At 60.8% G+C, this 15,977-nt stretch carries 19 protein-coding genes and 1 tRNA gene; 8 read left to right on the top strand and 12 right to left on the bottom strand.

Annotated elements, in window-relative coordinates; all coding sequences use genetic code 11:
* Position 1 precedes the first annotated feature (1 nt).
* The 5 genes from NKI25_RS30635 (at position 2) to NKI25_RS30655 (ending at position 2,128) form a co-directional block, all read left to right on the top strand.
* Positions 2-469, top strand: coding sequence for an arsenate-mycothiol transferase ArsC (locus tag NKI25_RS30635; RefSeq protein ID WP_280952102.1), 468 nt, complete (start codon positions 2-4; stop codon positions 467-469).
* Positions 470-558: 89 nt separating this feature from the next.
* Positions 559-777, top strand: coding sequence for a translation initiation factor IF-1 (gene infA, locus NKI25_RS30640; protein ID WP_006200926.1), 219 nt, complete (start codon positions 559-561; stop codon positions 775-777).
* Positions 778-802: 25 nt separating this feature from the next.
* Positions 803-1,432, top strand: a complete 630-nt coding sequence (locus NKI25_RS30645; RefSeq protein ID WP_023677403.1) for a Maf-like protein — start codon at positions 803-805, stop codon at positions 1,430-1,432.
* Complete coding sequence (gene yacG / locus NKI25_RS30650) at positions 1,429-1,620, top strand: DNA gyrase inhibitor YacG (RefSeq protein ID WP_023677402.1); 192 nt, start codon at positions 1,429-1,431, stop codon at positions 1,618-1,620. The genes NKI25_RS30645 and yacG overlap by 4 nt, the downstream gene beginning before the upstream one ends.
* Before the next feature lie 432 nt (positions 1,621-2,052).
* A tRNA-Phe gene (locus tag NKI25_RS30655) sits at positions 2,053-2,128 on the top strand.
* A gap of 644 nt (positions 2,129-2,772) precedes the next feature.
* Here NKI25_RS30655 and NKI25_RS30660 read toward each other — a convergent pair.
* The 11 genes from NKI25_RS30660 to NKI25_RS30705 all read right to left on the bottom strand — a co-directional run bounded on the left by NKI25_RS30660 (position 2,773) and on the right by NKI25_RS30705 (position 12,100).
* Positions 2,773-3,387: a class I SAM-dependent DNA methyltransferase gene (locus tag NKI25_RS30660; RefSeq protein WP_245274725.1), complete on the bottom strand. Its 615-nt coding sequence runs from the start codon at positions 3,385-3,387 to the stop codon at positions 2,773-2,775.
* A 217-nt stretch (positions 3,388-3,604) separates the two neighbouring features.
* Positions 3,605-4,360 (bottom strand): AAA family ATPase, encoded by a 756-nt coding sequence (locus NKI25_RS30665; RefSeq protein ID WP_051406149.1) that lies wholly within the window; start codon positions 4,358-4,360, stop codon positions 3,605-3,607.
* A 910-nt stretch (positions 4,361-5,270) separates the two neighbouring features.
* Positions 5,271-6,863 carry a gamma-glutamyltransferase gene (gene ggt, locus NKI25_RS30670; RefSeq protein WP_352698116.1) on the bottom strand — a complete coding sequence of 531 codons (1,593 nt, stop codon included), beginning with the start codon at positions 6,861-6,863 and terminating at the stop codon, positions 5,271-5,273.
* Positions 6,864-6,884: 21 nt separating this feature from the next.
* Positions 6,885-7,403 (bottom strand): ABC transporter permease, encoded by a 519-nt coding sequence (locus NKI25_RS30675; RefSeq protein ID WP_502897464.1) that lies wholly within the window; start codon positions 7,401-7,403, stop codon positions 6,885-6,887.
* On the bottom strand, positions 7,388-7,612 hold the full coding sequence (locus NKI25_RS36580) for a hypothetical protein (RefSeq protein WP_502897465.1): 225 nt from the start codon (positions 7,610-7,612) through the stop codon (positions 7,388-7,390). The genes NKI25_RS30675 and NKI25_RS36580 overlap by 16 nt, the downstream gene beginning before the upstream one ends.
* Positions 7,591-8,304 (bottom strand): ABC transporter permease, encoded by a 714-nt coding sequence (locus NKI25_RS30680; RefSeq protein WP_352698118.1) that lies wholly within the window; start codon positions 8,302-8,304, stop codon positions 7,591-7,593. Before NKI25_RS30680 ends, NKI25_RS36580 begins: the two co-directional genes overlap by 22 nt.
* Positions 8,305-8,389: 85 nt before the next feature.
* Positions 8,390-9,235 (bottom strand): transporter substrate-binding domain-containing protein, encoded by an 846-nt coding sequence (locus tag NKI25_RS30685; protein ID WP_352784777.1) that lies wholly within the window; start codon positions 9,233-9,235, stop codon positions 8,390-8,392.
* An 85-nt stretch (positions 9,236-9,320) separates the two neighbouring features.
* Complete coding sequence (locus NKI25_RS30690) at positions 9,321-9,968, bottom strand: GntR family transcriptional regulator (protein ID WP_353000219.1); 648 nt, start codon at positions 9,966-9,968, stop codon at positions 9,321-9,323.
* A gap of 537 nt (positions 9,969-10,505) precedes the next feature.
* Positions 10,506-10,883 (bottom strand): VanZ family protein, encoded by a 378-nt coding sequence (locus NKI25_RS30695; RefSeq protein WP_352826928.1) that lies wholly within the window; start codon positions 10,881-10,883, stop codon positions 10,506-10,508.
* Positions 10,884-11,539: 656 nt separating this feature from the next.
* Positions 11,540-11,806, bottom strand: coding sequence for a DUF6894 family protein (locus tag NKI25_RS30700; protein ID WP_352448669.1), 267 nt, complete (start codon positions 11,804-11,806; stop codon positions 11,540-11,542).
* A 102-nt stretch (positions 11,807-11,908) separates the two neighbouring features.
* Positions 11,909-12,100 (bottom strand): DUF3606 domain-containing protein, encoded by a 192-nt coding sequence (locus tag NKI25_RS30705; protein ID WP_352624329.1) that lies wholly within the window; start codon positions 12,098-12,100, stop codon positions 11,909-11,911.
* A 422-nt stretch (positions 12,101-12,522) separates the two neighbouring features.
* On the opposite strand from NKI25_RS30705, the gene NKI25_RS30710 reads away from it, so the two are divergent.
* The 3 genes from NKI25_RS30710 (at position 12,523) to NKI25_RS30720 (ending at position 13,934) form a co-directional block, all read left to right on the top strand.
* Positions 12,523-12,822, top strand: coding sequence for a DUF1236 domain-containing protein (locus tag NKI25_RS30710; protein ID WP_352784770.1), 300 nt, complete (start codon positions 12,523-12,525; stop codon positions 12,820-12,822).
* 139 nt (positions 12,823-12,961) lie between these two features.
* Positions 12,962-13,411, top strand: a complete 450-nt coding sequence (locus NKI25_RS30715; protein ID WP_352784767.1) for a hypothetical protein — start codon at positions 12,962-12,964, stop codon at positions 13,409-13,411.
* 181 nt (positions 13,412-13,592) lie between these two features.
* Positions 13,593-13,934 carry a hypothetical protein gene (locus NKI25_RS30720; RefSeq protein WP_292663955.1) on the top strand — a complete coding sequence of 114 codons (342 nt, stop codon included), beginning with the start codon at positions 13,593-13,595 and terminating at the stop codon, positions 13,932-13,934.
* 64 nt (positions 13,935-13,998) lie between these two features.
* Here NKI25_RS30720 and ggt (NKI25_RS30725) read toward each other — a convergent pair whose 3' ends face one another.
* On the bottom strand, positions 13,999-15,735 hold the full coding sequence (gene ggt / locus NKI25_RS30725) for a gamma-glutamyltransferase (RefSeq protein WP_352784764.1): 1,737 nt from the start codon (positions 15,733-15,735) through the stop codon (positions 13,999-14,001).
* Between the last annotated feature and the right edge of the window lie 242 nt (positions 15,736-15,977).

The raw sequence follows: 15,977 nt of genomic DNA on the forward strand, positions 1-15,977 counted from the left end.
ACTGGCCGCCCCGCTGCCCCGCCCGATCCTGCCCCGCTCGATCCTGTTTGTCTGCGGCATGAACGCCGTGCGCTCGCCGATGGCCGAATTGCTGGCGCGCAAGGTGCTTCCGCCCACCACCTTCGTCGCCTCGGCCGGGGTGCGCGGCGGCGAACGCGATCCGTTCGTCGATGCCGTGCTGGCCGAAGAAGGGCTGTCGCTGGGCGAACGGCACCCGAGAACGATGGACGACCTCGAGGACGATTATTTCGACCTGATCGTGACGCTGGCGCCGGAAGCTCACCACACCGCGCTCGAGCTCACCCGCTCGCTGGCCGTCGAGGTCGAGTATTGGCCGATGCCCGACCCGACCGGCGTCAGCGGCACGCGCGAGCAGATCATGGCCGCCTACCGCGACGTGCGCGAGCGGCTGAAGGCGCGGATCGGCCGCCGTTTTCTCGGCAACGGGGCTAAAAACGCCGCGGATTAAGCATGTTCACAAGCGGACGTTTATCATATAGGTTCCGCGCAACTTTCCGGCCGGGGCGCTGGAAGTACCCATCCAAGCAAAGGTATCGAATGCCGAAGGAAGAAGTCCTCGAGTTTCCGGGTGTCGTGACGGAACTGCTGCCCAACGCGATGTTCAGGGTCAAGCTCGAAAACGAACATGAAATCATCGCCCATACGGCCGGCCGCATGCGCAAGAACCGCATCCGCGTTTTGACCGGCGACAAGGTCCTGGTCGAGATGACGCCCTACGACCTGACCAAGGGCCGCATCACCTACCGCTTCAAGTAAGTTCAAGGACCCGGCCGGGATCGCGATGGGCATTTTGCAGAAGCTCGTGCTTGCCTCGGGTTCGCCGCGCCGGATCGAGCTGCTGCAGCAGGCCGGCATCGAGCCGGACCGTGTGCTGCCGGCCGATGTCGACGAGACGCCGCTGCGCGCCGAGCACCCGCGCTCGCTGGCCAAGCGCCTGGCAACACAGAAGGCCGAGAAGGCGCTGGCTTCGCTGAAGACCGAGACGGACTACCTGCCGAGCTTCGTGCTGGCCGCCGACACGGTGGTTGCCGTCGGGCGGCGCATCCTGCCCAAGGCCGAGACGCTCGACGACGCCGCCAACTGCCTCGGGCTTTTGTCCGGCCGTTCGCACCGGGTCTATTCCGGCATCTGCCTGATCACGCCGGGCGGCAAGCAGCGCTTGCGGCTGGTGGAGACCAGGGTGCGTTTCAAGCGGCTGCCGCGCGAGGAGATCGAGGCCTACATCGCATCCGGAGAATGGCGCGGCAAGGCCGGCGGCTATGGCGTCCAGGGGCTTGCCGGCGCCTTCGTCGTCAAGCTTGTCGGCTCCTACACCAACGTCGTCGGCCTGCCACTCTACGAGACGGTAGCGCTTTTGAGCGGCGAAGGGTTTAAGGTGCACGCCAACTGGCTGTCGGGTGCGCGGATATGAGCCCGGACGACAAGGTCACGCCGTTGCGGCCCAAGCGGCCCTGCCCCGAATGCGGCAAGCCATCGGCGCGCGAAACCTACCCGTTCTGCTCGACGCGCTGCAAGGACATCGACCTCAACCGCTGGCTGAAGGGGGTCTACGTCATCCCGGGCCGCGACGACGAAGACGAGAACGACGACCAGAAATAGCGCCGTCCACCTGCGGTTTTCCACAGGCTTGGGACGGTTTCGCAGCCGCGATCGTGACCGATGATCGGCCTTGCGGACTGCCTGTCGTTTCCCGCCTGAAATCAATGTCCAGAACTTGTTCCATCCGGGCACTGTCGGACGGAACAGGTTCTGGCGTTTTGTTTGAGCATGATCTTTTCCGAAAACCGGATTCCACTTTTCGGGATCATGCTTTTTGTTTGAGCATGATCTTTTCCGAAAACCGGATTCCACTTTTCGGGATCATGCTTTTTGTCTGAGCATGATCTTTTTCCGAAAACCGGATTCCACTTTTCGGGATCATGCTCTAAGCGCTGGACAGGCCGAATTCCCGTGCTATAACCCACGCGCTTTCAAGGGGTGCCGACGGCGCTTTCATGAACCCGGTGTGCAGATTGCCGCCCGCCGGAGCAGGCCCAGATAGCTCAGTTGGTAGAGCAGCGGACTGAAAATCCGCGTGTCGGTGGTTCGAATCCGCCTCTGGGCACCACTACTTCCTCATATAAAATCACTCAATGGCTTGCGGTGTCGCCAACTTGGCGACTTACGGCATTTCATGTCGCGCCGTGTTGCGAACTGTTACCGTTGATTTTCAAGGGTTTCCTGCGACTGTCGGCAACTCCACGCGACATGAACGCGACATGGGCACGCGCAAAGCGCGCCGTAGCCGCTTTCAGACGTTCTCTCATGCGTCTTTATGGTTCGAGATGCGTGGGCACTGTCTGCGAGAGGCTTACAGGCCGGCAGGTGCGGCATCGGGCCAAACCGGAGTTCATACGCAGGCATTACGAGGAATTCGCGTCCCGCAATCGGCAGGGAGATACTTGAACCTCAAGACGTCTGGAAATTACGGCGCGAACCCGCGTTACGTTGCCGGAATCCCCCAACCTACGAAAGTACCTCGCGACGTCGGGATGCTTGCGATCGTCCTGCCTCAAAAGGGCAAGTGCATCGTTGGTCACCGGCGAGCGCCGTCGCCAAACGCACTGATGAGCAGAGGCGAGCAGCGCTTTGTCTGATTGAGCCAAGCGAAGCGCAGCCAAAAACGACACTCGATACTTTCCTGCCAATAGCTTCAACAAAGACCAGCCTCATGGCAAATGCTCGGTTTCAAATTTCATGTGCCCGCCGGCTTTACCGCTTTCTGGCAACCACCAGGAAATTCTGCGCAAGCTCCGCCGGAATCCTGGCACTTGCGCAGATCCTTTCAAACGGCACGATCAATATTTCGCAGAGTCTTGGCAGCAATTTCCCGGGTCGCGGCAAAAAACCGTACCCAACTATCCGCTCGACAATAAAGCCGTTTGCAATGAGCGTCTGCTCGTATCCTTTAATGCTCAAAGTGTGGCGGACTGTCCCTCCTGCATAACGGTTCAGAATGCGGCAGACCAGCCCTATTGGCGAGGTCGCATTCATGTGGATATTCGAGATTAGCAATCCACCTTCGTTCAAATGCGCGCTGATGGCCGACAGTGCATCCTTCCTGAGCTCATCTTCAGCATTGAGGAAGAATCTGAATGCCGTGACCACGTCGAACCTTTCGGCGAGCGGAGAGAGCGTAATATCAGCGCGGACCAATTTCACGTTCTTCGGAACCCGTGCGCTAGCCAGCATAGATTGGGAGATGTCAACGCCGACGACTTCACCAAAAAATTGAGCTGCGATATTTGCTATGCGGCCTGTGCCGCATGCGAAGTCCAGGCATTTCCGGTTCGGCCCGCCGACAGGCAGGAGAGTACGTTCGACCAAGGGCTTTTCGATACCCGACCACAGAGCTGCATAGTAGCCGGACCGGAACGTGTCGGAGTAATGGGCACCGTACCCATCCGTCTGGTGGCTTGCTCGGTAATCCCGACGAGCGGGTGCACGGTTCTCATGGACGCTGCCTAACGGTCGCCGCTGCGCCCGTAGAAATCTGCGAATGCCAACGAACGATCTCACCGTGAGCACCATGCAACTCGCGCCTCTAGTCTGGCCCGACGCATGCCGTCGCGGGCAATCCGTGCCCCACGATGCGCGCGACGACCTGTTCGAAATTGCGTGGGTCGAGGCCGTCGACACGCATCAGCGGCCATTTGTCTTGCAGGCATTGGCCGATCTCCCTCGCGATATCCGCTTGCTTCAGGCCCCTGACCACTCCGACTTCGAGAAGGCGCTCGAGGTACGGCTGCCGCGCATACCGCTCAATGAGGCGGTGGCGCAGCGTTTCCCCGGGCGCGTCGACTTGAATGAGGAGATCCGGTCGCGGCAGGAACGTCATGCAATTACGAACCATGTCGATACTTGGATTTCGTGCCAACAGGACGAGCGCACACAACGCCTGAACGATGCCCTCTTCGAAAATGAAGTACCCTTCTGAGGCCTGCGCCGTATTCCAGGCTTCGAAGAGCAAAACGACGTCGATCTTCAGACGCAACGCCCATATTCGACTTTTTGGAGGGATCGATGCCAAAAGCCGCGCAGCGGCCCCCTCGCTCGGCGGGGTCGAGAACAAGACCGGACTCGCGGTGGCGAGCTTGTGCACCAGACGCTGGATGCCATGGCGTGTCTCCGGGCCTTCATCCTCGACCGAATCGACTTCGCTGCCGAAAGACACAAAATCAATCCGGCGATAGCCATTGACTGTCTTCACACGGATGTCGCGTTTCGCCAGCTCACGGCAAAGGGCGCGGAGAAGGGTCGTCTTGCCTGCACCAGGCGGACCGAACAACTCGATAATCATGTAGGGACCTCCCGAACAGGAAACAGAAAGATCGGATGAAGCGAGCTCGCCCGCTCCGGCGGTGTGGCGAGCGTAAACACTCTGGCATCCGCCTGGCCGAGTTGACCCCGCTCGCTGGCATCCTGCTGACGCCGCAAAAAGATTTGGAGGAGATGCGATGCGGCGGGAACTGCCTTTCCATGGCGTGCAGTCCCGCCTGTCGAGCCGCGACAGCGTTGCCGGTTGACTTGGGAACTTGCAATTGCTTCTCGATCGCCTGCGCTTGCGGCTGGTTGACACGCCTGTCGCTGTCGAACTGGCTCGTCGCCCGTGCCATCTCCTGATCGAGCGCGTGCCCCACGGTTGCCCGTTGGTCGACGTCGGTCGTTGTGGCTTCCAGGCGTGCGAGCCTCGACGACGCCGACCCCGCCGCCTGCGCCAACACCTCCGTCGTCGCGCCGCTTGCGCCCATAGGAACATGGACCTCAGAAAGTCTCTAAATTGCCTGGTGATCGGAGCTTACTAGGAGTGCCGAACCATACCATCATCCATCTGAATGACTGTCGGCACCACGGCACGCGTGTTTGGGCGCTGAACAAGGCAACGAGTTCAGGCCGAGCGGGCGCTTTTGGCTTGACGCGACACAAACGCGACATTCGACCTAAAATCTGAACAATATCAATCACCGACAGCGGACTGAAAATTCGCATGTCGGTGGTTCGAATCCGCCTCTGGGCACCATTTTTCCCTGTACGGCCCGGAGATGGGTAACAGTTTGTACCTAAGACATGGGTGACAACCTCGCGCCGATCGGATTGTCGATGGCGTGCAAGAATTATCTGGACCATGGCGCCAGCGGCTCCTGCTCGCCGGCCAAATGTCGATGAAGAGCATCTTCGGCATCTTGGATCCCACTCTGGCCATAACCGGTCTACAGACCGAGGGCGCAGCCGTCCTTGCGCGGTTCAGAACCGCCCAGCAGGGTCCCGTTTGCCCAATCGATGCGAATGGCCTGCGCACCGCCGATCGGGTCCGTGGCGGGAATGATTTCGAAACCGCGTCGGCTAAGTTCAGCTACGGTTTCGCCAGCGAGCCCGTGTTCGGCCTGGACGTTCATGGTGCCGCTGACGGGGGCGACCCGCGGCAGATCAATCGCCTCCTGCAGATCCATCCCGAAGTCGAGCACCTTCGTCAGCAGGTGCGCGTGGCCCATTGCCTGGTAGTAGCCACCCATAACGCCGAAAGGCATTTCTGCCCGGCCGTCTCTCGCAAGCATCCCGGGTATGATGGTATGCAAAGGTCGCTTGTTCGGCGCCACTGCATTGGGGTGCTTGGGGTCAAGCGAAAAGCTTTGCCCGCGATTGTGCAAGACGACACCGGAGCGTGGCGAGACCAGGCCCGAGCCAAAGCTGTCGAAGACCGAGTTGATGAAACTGACCGCATTGCGATCCTTATCGACAACGGAAATATAGGCCGTGTCGCTGTGCAGCGGCATATCGAACGCCGGCAGGTCCGCGCGGGCGCGCTTTAGGTCAATCATGCCGGCCAGACGATCGGCCCAGGCATTCGACAACATGTCGGCCACCGGGACCTCGGACGCATCAGGATCGGCGACGAGCAGGTCACGCGCGGCGTAAGCGAGGCGTGTTGCTTCGATTTCCAGGTGAAGCCGGTCCGCGGATTGCGGGTCGCCGTGCGCTTCGAAGCGCGAGAGGATGTTTAGAATGAGCAGCGCGATCACACCCTGGCCATTCGGCGGACATTCGAACACATCGCAGCCTCGGAACGCCGTGCTGATCGGGGTCACGTATTCGCCTGTTGCCGAGGCGAAATCTTCGAGTGTGTGCAATCCGCCGAGCCCACGAAGATAGGCGACCATGTCACCGGCCACAGGGCCAGTGTAGAAGGCCTCTCGTCCCTTCTTGGCGATCAGCCGCAGCGTTGCAGCCAACTCAGGCTGGCGATGCACTTCGCCAACGCCTGGCGCACGGCCGTTTGGCAGGAAAATCCGTTTCGCGGCTACATCGGAGGCCAGAAGTTCTTCTTCCAACGCCCAGTCACGATGGACCCGCGGTGAAATGGCGTAGCCTTCCTCGGCGAAACGTATAGCGGGGGCCAGGATTTGATCGAAGGGCATATGCCCATGATCAGCGTGCAATCTGGTCCAGGCATCGATTGCTCCCGGGATGGTGACGGAGCCAGGAGAATTGCGGGCCACCTCCGCCATGCCACGTTCGAGGAACCAGTCAATTGTGAGGGCGGCGGGTGTCCTGCCCGATCCGTTGTAGGCGATGACCTCGCCGTATCCGTTTCGCGACAGAAGAGCGAAGCAGTCGCCTCCAATGCCGGTCGAGGCTGGCTCGACGACACATTGCACCGCGCAGGCTGCGATGGCGGCATCCATGGCGTTGCCGCCGGCCGCCATGATCTCCACCGCCGTCAGGGTCGCCGACGGATGAGAGGTGGCGGCCATGGCCTCGCGTGAAACGACAACCGAGCGCGTTGGTTTCTCAAAATTTCGCATGCTATGCCCTTCTGATCGTGCTCAAGAGGCGGCGTCGCTCATCGTCGAGGGGCGGTGCCGCAGATGCCGCGACATCCAGTATTCGAGTGCCGCCAAGGCACGGATGATCGCGAAGTTCAAAGTGAGATAAATGGCGCCCGCGCAGATGAAGACTTCAAAGGCGCGGTAGGTCTGGGAGATCAATCCCTGGGCAATTCCAGTCACCTCCATCAAGGTCACGATGGAAGCCAGAGACGTGCCCTTGATCATCAGGATGATTTCATTGCCGTAACTCGGCAGCGCCTGGCGAAAGGCCAGCGGCAGGATAACGTGCCGATAGGTCAAATAGGTGGACAGGCCGACAGACCGGGCCGCCTCGACAAGGCCGCGTGGCACCGATTGAATCGCGCCGCGGAGGATTTCGCTGCCATAGGCGGTGGTGTTGAGTGTCAGCGCGATGATTGCGCACCAGTAGGGTTCGCGGAAAACGGCCCATAATCCAATTGCCGACAGTTGGTGCCGGAACTGACCAAGGCCATAATAGGTCAGAAAAATCTGCACCAGCAGAGGCGTGCCCCTGAGAAGCCACGGATCGGCAAGACGACGAAGGGCGATTCCGATTGCTGGGCAAGCGCCAATGTGACGGCAAGAACGAAGCCGGCAACGATGGAAGTCAGGGCCAGTTCCATCGTGAGCGGCAGGCCGACGAGTAGCTTCGGCAGGATTTCGAGGAAAAAACTGAAATCTATCATGCCGACCGGACGCGCCACGGCGCCTTCCGTTCCAGACGGTAGAAGGCGTGGCCCGTGACGGAAGCGATAGCCAGATAGAGCAAGGCTGCAGCAATGTAGAAGATGAACGGTTCACGGGTCGAACCTGCAGCGATCTGCGCCTGGCGCATCAGTTCAACGAGGCCGATTACCGATATCAGCGACGAGTCCTTCAGAACCAACTGCCACACATTGCCGAGACCTGGCAGCGCGTATCTCAGGAGCTGGGGAAAAATAACCTGTCGCAGCCGCTGCAGCCGGTTGAGACCAAGCGCGCAAGCGGCATCGTGCTGTCCCTGGTCGATGGCGAGGTAAGCCCCTCGATAGACCTCGGCTTGATAGGCGCCCGAGATGATCGCGATAGCCAAGGTTCCAGTGGCAAAGGCCGGAACGCCGACGAATCCGGACCCACCCAGGCTATGACCAAGCGAGGTCAGGGCGACGCTTCCTCCATAGTAAAGCAGATAAATGGTCAGAAGGTCGGGCACGCCCCTGAAAACCGTGCAATAGCCAAGGGCCAAGAACCTCAATATTTTGGAGTTGCGGAGACGCCCGGCCGCTGCCAGCCCGCCAAATACAGCGCCAAGCGCAAAGCCCAGCACGGACAGGAGCACTGTGACCGAGGCCGCCATGAGAAGAGCAGCCCCCCAACCTCCGTGCTGGAAACCAAGCAGCCGGAATGCGTCAACCATTGATACCCCCGGCATTGATACCCCCGGCAGGACGAACGGCTCAGCTCCGGAACGTGGTCAGGAATGGCCGTTCGCCGGCAAGCGCTTACTTGACTGGAGTGACGTCGCTCTTGAGCCATTTAAGCGACAGGGTTTTGATCGTGCCGTCGGCGGTCGCGGCGTCGATGGCGCCGTTGAGCATGTCTTTCAGCTTGGTGTCCTCTTTGCGGATACCGGCCCCGGAGCCAAGACCGAAGAGACCCCCGACAAATCCTGGTCCTGCAAGCGTATAGTCGCTGAACTCCGGCTTGCCCAGCGTGGCGGCCAGCGCTGTCTGTTGCGCGAAGAGCGCGTCGATGCGACCCGCGGCAAGATCGAGATCGTGTTGCTCGGTGGTCTTGTATTCGCGAATCTCGGCGACGTCCGAGAAGTATTTTTTCACAAATTCCAGGTTCGCCGTTGCAGCCTGAACTCCAATGATCTTTCCCTTCAGCAATGGCTTGAGCTTGTCGATTGCCGCCTGCGCAGAGGGTTCATTCTCCAGCTTCAACCGCTCGTTGGAGATGCCGAGCTTGCCCAGTTCGCTATCCTTGGCGACCGCGAAACCTGAGGGATCCACGGCATACGGCTGGGTAAAGTCAATGATCTTCAGACGTTTTTCAGTGATGAACATGCTCGCCATGATCACGTCGAACTTGCCGACGGTCAGCGCGGGGATCATGCCGTCCCAGTCCTGTGCGACGATCTTGCACTCGATCTTCATTCGCCCGCACAGATCATTGGCGAGATCGACTTCGAAGCCGTCCAGCTTGCCGTCGGCTGTTGTGAAATTCCAGGGCGCGTAGGCTCCTTCGGTGGCAATGGTAATTGCCTTTGGTGTTTCTTGTGCAACGGCGGCCTGGACCAGGCCGAACAGGACCGACGCAATGGCTGCGATGCGGCTAATTTTCATATCATTCTCCTCTTTTTGCCGGTATGGCAGTTCCCTTTCGTCGTGCCGGATTATCTTCCGGCTTCAACGAGTTAGATGGTATTCCCTAGCGGCGGCCGGGACTTGCGAAGTTGGCCAGAAGCGGCGCCGTCTCGACGATATGATCCCGCATGACGATCTCAGCCTTGCCGGCATCACCTGACCGCAGCACGTCGATCAGGATCTCGTGCTCGGCACGCGCGCTGGCGGGTTTGTCGACATAGTCGAACCAGATGCGCAGGTAGGGCTCGATCACGACGTGCAGGCTGACAATCTGCCGGACCAGCTTGGGTCTGTTGCTCAATTGGCAAATCTGCAAATGGAAGGCCTGATGGCGCACGACCCAGTCGCTGCTGCCGGTCTGGCTGGCGCGCTCCATCCGGTCGAGCTGGCGTTCCAGTTCTTCAAGCACTTCGACATCGATGTGCGGCATGGCAAGCCTCACCGCCAGCCCTTCGAGCACCGAGCGTATTGCAAATGTTTCGTAGATCTCATCGAGGGTAAGCCCGGCGACGATGCAGCCACGGTTCGGGCGAATGACCACAAGACCTTCCGCGGCCAGTTGGCGGAATGCTTCGCGAACCGGCATGCGGCTCATGCCGATTTCCGTCGCGATCTCTTCCGGGATCAGCCGGTCCCCGGCCCGATAACGCCCCATCCTCAGGGCCCGCTGAATGTGGCGATAAGCTTCCTCCTCGGCGGTCGTGATGCCCAACGGCTCGATTGCGTCAGCTGCCATGTCTTGGGTCCGATCAGAGCGTATCTGTGTATCCACTTATCCAGTTCTCGAAACCTGTGTCAAGCACCGATGCTTGGGCGCTTTAGAATTTCTCTTGTGAGAATAAGCACTTGGTAGGGGAAATCGGGCTAAGCACACTGTGATCAGCTAAGCCGCTGATCGGCCTACTTTTCAACATCCGGCAAAAAGGCCCGCCGCTCCATTTGCGAAGCGGCGAGGCCCCATATTCGGGGACGATTGCCGGGATTCCCCGGCATTGCCTACAGTGCAATTCAGGTGCCAGAATTGTTGGCCCAAAACGGGTCACCGCACCGGAGGCGCGAGCGCGGACCTTCCGCGATCACGCTACTGCCGCGCATTGCCGTTCCTGCTATGTTACTTTGCGGCGGACGTAATTTTTCCGCCTGGCCGGCGCCCCATCAGGCAACTTACCCCAACGCGCCCCCCAAGTGGCGCCGGCCATTTTCCCCTTATTGGGGCACGGGCGCGCCGATTCCGTTATGCGCTTTCGAGCTATGGCAATCCGCCGGCGAGCCGCTTTGTCCAGCCTGCAACCGTCAGTCCGCACGCGATTCCCGCGCAGTCGGCCACCCAGTCGAATAAATCCGGGTCGCGCCCTATCAGTTGCACGGCCTGAAGCCCCTCGATCGCCGCACCCGTGAGAACGAGGAGTACGATCAGCTTCGCCTTGCGTTCCGGCCAGCCGAGACTTCCGAGAGCCGCCAGGACGACGAAGGCGGCGGCGTGATTGAGCTTGTCGTGATCAAACGTGAAAGCCAGGCCAAGACCCTGCAGGAGTTGCTCCGGCAGAAGGGCGAACAGCAGAACGCCGGCAAACGCGGCCGGAAAGGCAATCCTTGCCACGATCTGATAAGAATCCAGGCGCAACAAGGATAGAATGGCCTTTCGTCCGAAATCTGCAGGGAACACCGGCCGCTGAATCGAGAGCGAGCGCTGCGTCCAATTTCCGCCGTCGGGGCGTCCGGTGCATCGTCAGAATGAATGAATGCCTCGGGTCAGCCGCTGGGCAGGCCGAACTGCTGGGGAGGGCTCTGCAATGGTGCGGCTTCCGCGATCACGCAATTACCTGCTGCGCCAGCGCGGCTACTATCTGGCTGCGGCGGACCTGATTTCCGCTTGGCCGGCGCTGCGTCAGGGCACCTTACCCCATGCCACACGAATCGGCGCCGGCCAGAATTCCATCGATTGCGTGATGACCGACCCGCGTCAAAAAAGCCCGCCGCCCTGTCGGACGACGGGCTCCGTTGCCTGGGCGCCAGGGCGCCGCGGTAGCGACAGATGCTACTACTGCTCCCGCAGGTCTCCAATATGCTGCTGCCGAACGGCGTTGCGCATCGGCTAAACAAACGAAGCCCGCGCCTCTGGCGGAGGGCGCGGGCCGATCGGGTTGCACCCGATCTGCAGCAGAATCCTGGGAGGTTCCCGCTGCTTAAGATAACAATTAGAGACTTCTAATGTTCCGCGCCAGGGGAAGATGCCGCTGCACCAGAAATCTGATGATGGTCGGCGCGATGATGATCGAGCCGTCAGTTCGTGCGCAAGTCGATCTGGAAAATCCGCTCGTCGAAGTGCCGCGTTTCAACGGCAAAGGTCAAAGCCACTTCAAGGACCAGACCGCCACGGTCGTCCCGGACCTTGACTGCAATCCTGCGATGAGGAAGGCCATCCCTGGCCATCTCGGCCAGTGTGCGAAGGGCTTCTTTCCTGACCAGCGGGAGATCGTCATATAACGTTCCCTGATCGTCGGAATAGACGATTCCGTCTTCATCGGAATCGAAGAAGTAGCGGGGCATTGCGCTTGGCCGAAGCGGCGGCATCCGGGCATGTTGTCGATAGCTGGCCGGATCTCGGCCGATCGCGATCAGTGCCTCTCCACCGTTGGCTTGGCCGCCAGCTCACTTGCGCTCGCGCAATGCCTTCACCGCCTGCGAGAGGATCATCCGGTCGCCGCCGGTCCTTTTGATCAGCTTGCTCACCTGGCTGGGCGAAACACCATTTTCCCGCGCGAAATGTTCGACCTCATAATATTCATCCGCCGAAACGCGATTGCGGTCGCTGAAGTCTCGCTTGCTCTTGTCGTCGGGCATTTCCGCTCTCCTCGCCCCTTCTCTTCGCTTCAGGGGGTCAACTTTGGTGCACGCAGCAATTTGAGGGTTCGCCCGCCACAAAGTGACGCGCGAACCCTTATCGGCGCAGGAAGGGACAGGGCTGCGCAGATGCCGGGTTCGATCGGAATGGAAACAGCCAGGATCGGTGCGAGCAACCGTCGACCTTTTCCATGGAATCCTCCCGGAACGTGCAGCCAGCAACGGCTAGGTGCCGCGGCGGTTCCGGGTCACGCGGCAAACCCACCCTTTGCGCACAAGGATCAGACTTAGGTCCTGCGGCAACACGTCGGTTGGTCCCTGCCGGGCGGGACCGAAGCCCGGTCGACGGAACGTTTTCAGCTGCCTTCCGTTCGAGTGAGCCTTGGCGCGAAGAGCGGACCGAGTTCGCAAAGGAGACGACCATGAGAATGCATCTTTCCACCGCGGTGGCGGGATTTCTGCTGCTGGCAGGCCTCGGCGCCGCTGCAGCGCAAGACGTTGTCATCGAACCGCAGCAGGAAACGGTCATCAAGGAGTATGTGAAGAAGCAGCCGCTGGCCTCGGTGAAAATCCCTGGGGTGGAGCTCAATATCGGCTCGACGCTTCCCGATACCGTCGAGCTTCATGAAGTCCCCAGCGTCAAATACCGCTATGTCATCGTCGACAACCGCACCGTCGTCGTCGACCCAGGCACGCGCAAGATCGTCAAGATCATCGAGTGACGTGAAAGCTCGGGCAGTCGTCGCCCGCCGCTCGGAAATGAGCGGCGGGCGACGTATGCGTTAGGCGGTTCCTCGGCGTCGTCGCTCAGCAGGAACCCGCCGTACCGTCGAGGGCCGGGGGGCCTCACAGGCAGTTTCAATGCGAACAATCAGCAGACTTTTTGATTCCCATGACCAGGCGGCGCGTGCCGTCGAAGCGCTTCAGGCGGCAGGGATCGCCCGTCACGAAATCAGTGTCATCGGACCCTACGATGACGAAATCGGCGCCGTCTTGCGCGGTCCAGGCACCGGTGCCGCCCTTGGCGCGGCGGCGGGTTTGTTGGCCGGCCTCGGCGCCTTTGATATCCCCGGCATCGATCCCCTCGGCGCGGGATGGCTGGCCTCGGCCCTCGTCGGTGCAGTCCTGGGCGGCGTTGCCGGCAGGCTTTTCGGGACATCGTCCGGTACCGGCAAGCAGCCAGGCCAGACGAATGCCGCACAAGGTGTGATCCTGGTGCTGGCGCATGTCGATGAAAGGCAGGCCGACTCCGCACAGGCGGTGCTTGGGGCTTCCGTTCAGGCAACGCGGTCTTTGGCCAGGGCGGCATGAAGATTCAGCTCGGGCAAAGCGCTTGACCAGGCCGCGCAGCGGGGCGGCGATCCAAGCGCGAATTCAAAAATCTCTGGCAAGCCGCCGCCAGAAAGTGTTGAACACCGTGCCGATCACATTCGGCGAGCGGTTGCGCTCGGCGAGGCTTGATGATTTGCTGTCGGTTTGCGGAGAACGAATAATGCATGAGCCTGTCGGTCAAGACGAATATGGGTCGACCAGCCCGTTCGATCCGGACGATCTGTCGAGGTTGAACGCAATCGGCCCGAGCGCCGGCAGCAACGATTTCGAAAAATACGCAGTCGCCGTGATCATCGTGTTCGGCGCCCTGATCATCGGTGGCCTGATGGCTGCCGGCTTGAGCTTCGGGCGCCGCAGCACCTTCTTTTTCGCGCTTGGTGGCGCCACTGCAGCATGGATATCCGGCAATGCGCTTCTGCTCGACCGGCCGCGCATCTACGCGCTGTTCGTCGGCATCGCGGCGCTGATGCTGATTGCGTCGACAATCGCGCTGGTCACCTGAAGCAAGGCGCAATCTTCTTGTTGACCATGATCTTATCCGAAAACCGGTTCCCACTTTTTGGGGTTTAATACCCGATAGCCTTGCCGGCTGCGGCGCGGCTGTCGATGGCGCCATTGTAGCGGGCGCCGCCACCCTTCTCGATTTCCGCCAGGCTCTTGCCGCCGACCAGGATGCCGGCCGCCTGGCCCCAGGTCGTGTCGGCAAGATCGAGGCGGTAGCCCATGCCGGTAAGCAGCTTTTCGGTATCGGGCGACAGGCCGAAGGGTTCGATATAGACCGTGTCAGGCAGCCATTGGTGATGGATGCGCGGTGCGTCGATGGCCTCCTGGATGTTCATGCCGTGATCGACGACGTTGACGATCGCCTCCAGCGTGATGGTGATGATGCGTGAACCGCCGGGGCTGCCGATGACCATGAACGGCTTGCCGTCTTTGGCGAGGATGGTGGGGCTCATCGACGACAGCGGCGTCTTTTTCGGCGCAATCGCATTCGCCTCGCCCTGGACCAGGCCATAGAGATTGGGCACGCCGGGTTTCTGGGTGAAATCGTCCATCTCGTTGTTGAGCAGGATGCCGGTGCCGGCGGCGACAACGCCGGCGCCGAAAGAGCCGTTCAGCGTGTAGGTTACCGCGACGGCATTGCCGTCATTGTCGATGATCGAAAAATGCGTCGTCTCGTTGCTCTCGCCAAAGCCCTTCGGCATCAATTCCTGCGACACGCCGGCCCGGAACGGATCGATCTTTTCGCGAATTTCCCTGGCGTAATTCTTGTCGAGCAGTTTTGCGACCGGATTGTCGATGAAGCCGGGATCGCCGAGCGCCGAATTGCGGTCGACATAGGCGTGGCGCATCGCCTCGACCATGACGTGAACCGTCTCGGCCGAACCGGCGCCGAGATAGGACAACGGATAGAACTCAAGCACGTTGAGGATCTCGCAGATGATGACGCCGCCGGAGCTCGGCGGCGGCGAGGAAATGATCTCGTAGCCGCGGTAATTGCAGGTCGCCGGCTTGAGCTCGCGCACCGCATAGTTTTCGAAATCAGCCCTGGCCAGAATGCCGCCCTTCTCGCCACTCGCCTTGACGATGGCGTCGGCGGTCGCGCCTTTGTAGAAGGCATCCGCCCCGCGTTCGGAAATGGCGGCAAGCGAAGCCGCGAGATCGGGCTGAACAAGGCGCTCGCCGACAGCATAAGGCTTGCCGTCCGGCTTGAGGAAAATGGCCGCCGCCGCTGGGTCCCTGGCCAACCGCTCCGCGCCGCCCTGGAGCGAGGCCGCATCGCCCTGCTCCAGCACGAAGCCTTCTTTGGCAAAGCGGATGGCCGGCGCCAGCAAGTCCTGCCGCGACAGCGTGCCGTATTTCTCCCGTGCCATTTCGAAACCAGCGACCGAGCCCGGCACGCCGACCGCCAGATAGCCGTCGAGACTGGCGCCTTTTACCGGCTTGCCGTCCTTGTCGAGATACATGGTTTTGGTCGCGGCCAGCGGCGCGCGCTCGCGAAAATCGAGGAAGGTCGAGCGGCCGTCGTTGAAGCGGATGGTCATGAAGCCGCCACCGCCGATATTGCCGGCGGTCGGATAGACCACGGCCAGCGCATAGCCGACGGCGACCGCGGCATCGACCGCGTTGCCGCCCTGCTTCAGCACCTCGACTCCGACCTCAGACGCAAGATGCTGGGCGGTCACCACCATGCCGTGCTCGCCCTTCGCCGGCTGCGGCGAGGCGGCATAGGCGAGGAAGGGTACGAAGGTCAGGGTGAGGGAAAGGCTTACGGCGATTAGGGTTCGGCGGGTGTTGTGCATGGCCGTTCTCCGAGCGTGGGGGTGTGCCTAGGAAACGCGCTTGGAGCGGTTGAGTCTACTGCGAAGATCGAAAGAATCGGGAGGGTTCGCACGCCTGTGCCGGTTCGCCTCGCAACCGCCGTTGCAATCTTCGGCGACTGCAACGGCATGATGGGGTGGACGGCGCCCGACGGCATCGGATGTGCCAGAATGAGTTCGTTGAGATCTCAAACAAGGGAGCCGTCCGTGGAACACCTTATCCG

Source organism: Mesorhizobium sp. M0808, from assembly GCF_040320025.1.
Taxonomy (GTDB): Bacteria; Pseudomonadota; Alphaproteobacteria; order Rhizobiales; family Rhizobiaceae; genus Mesorhizobium.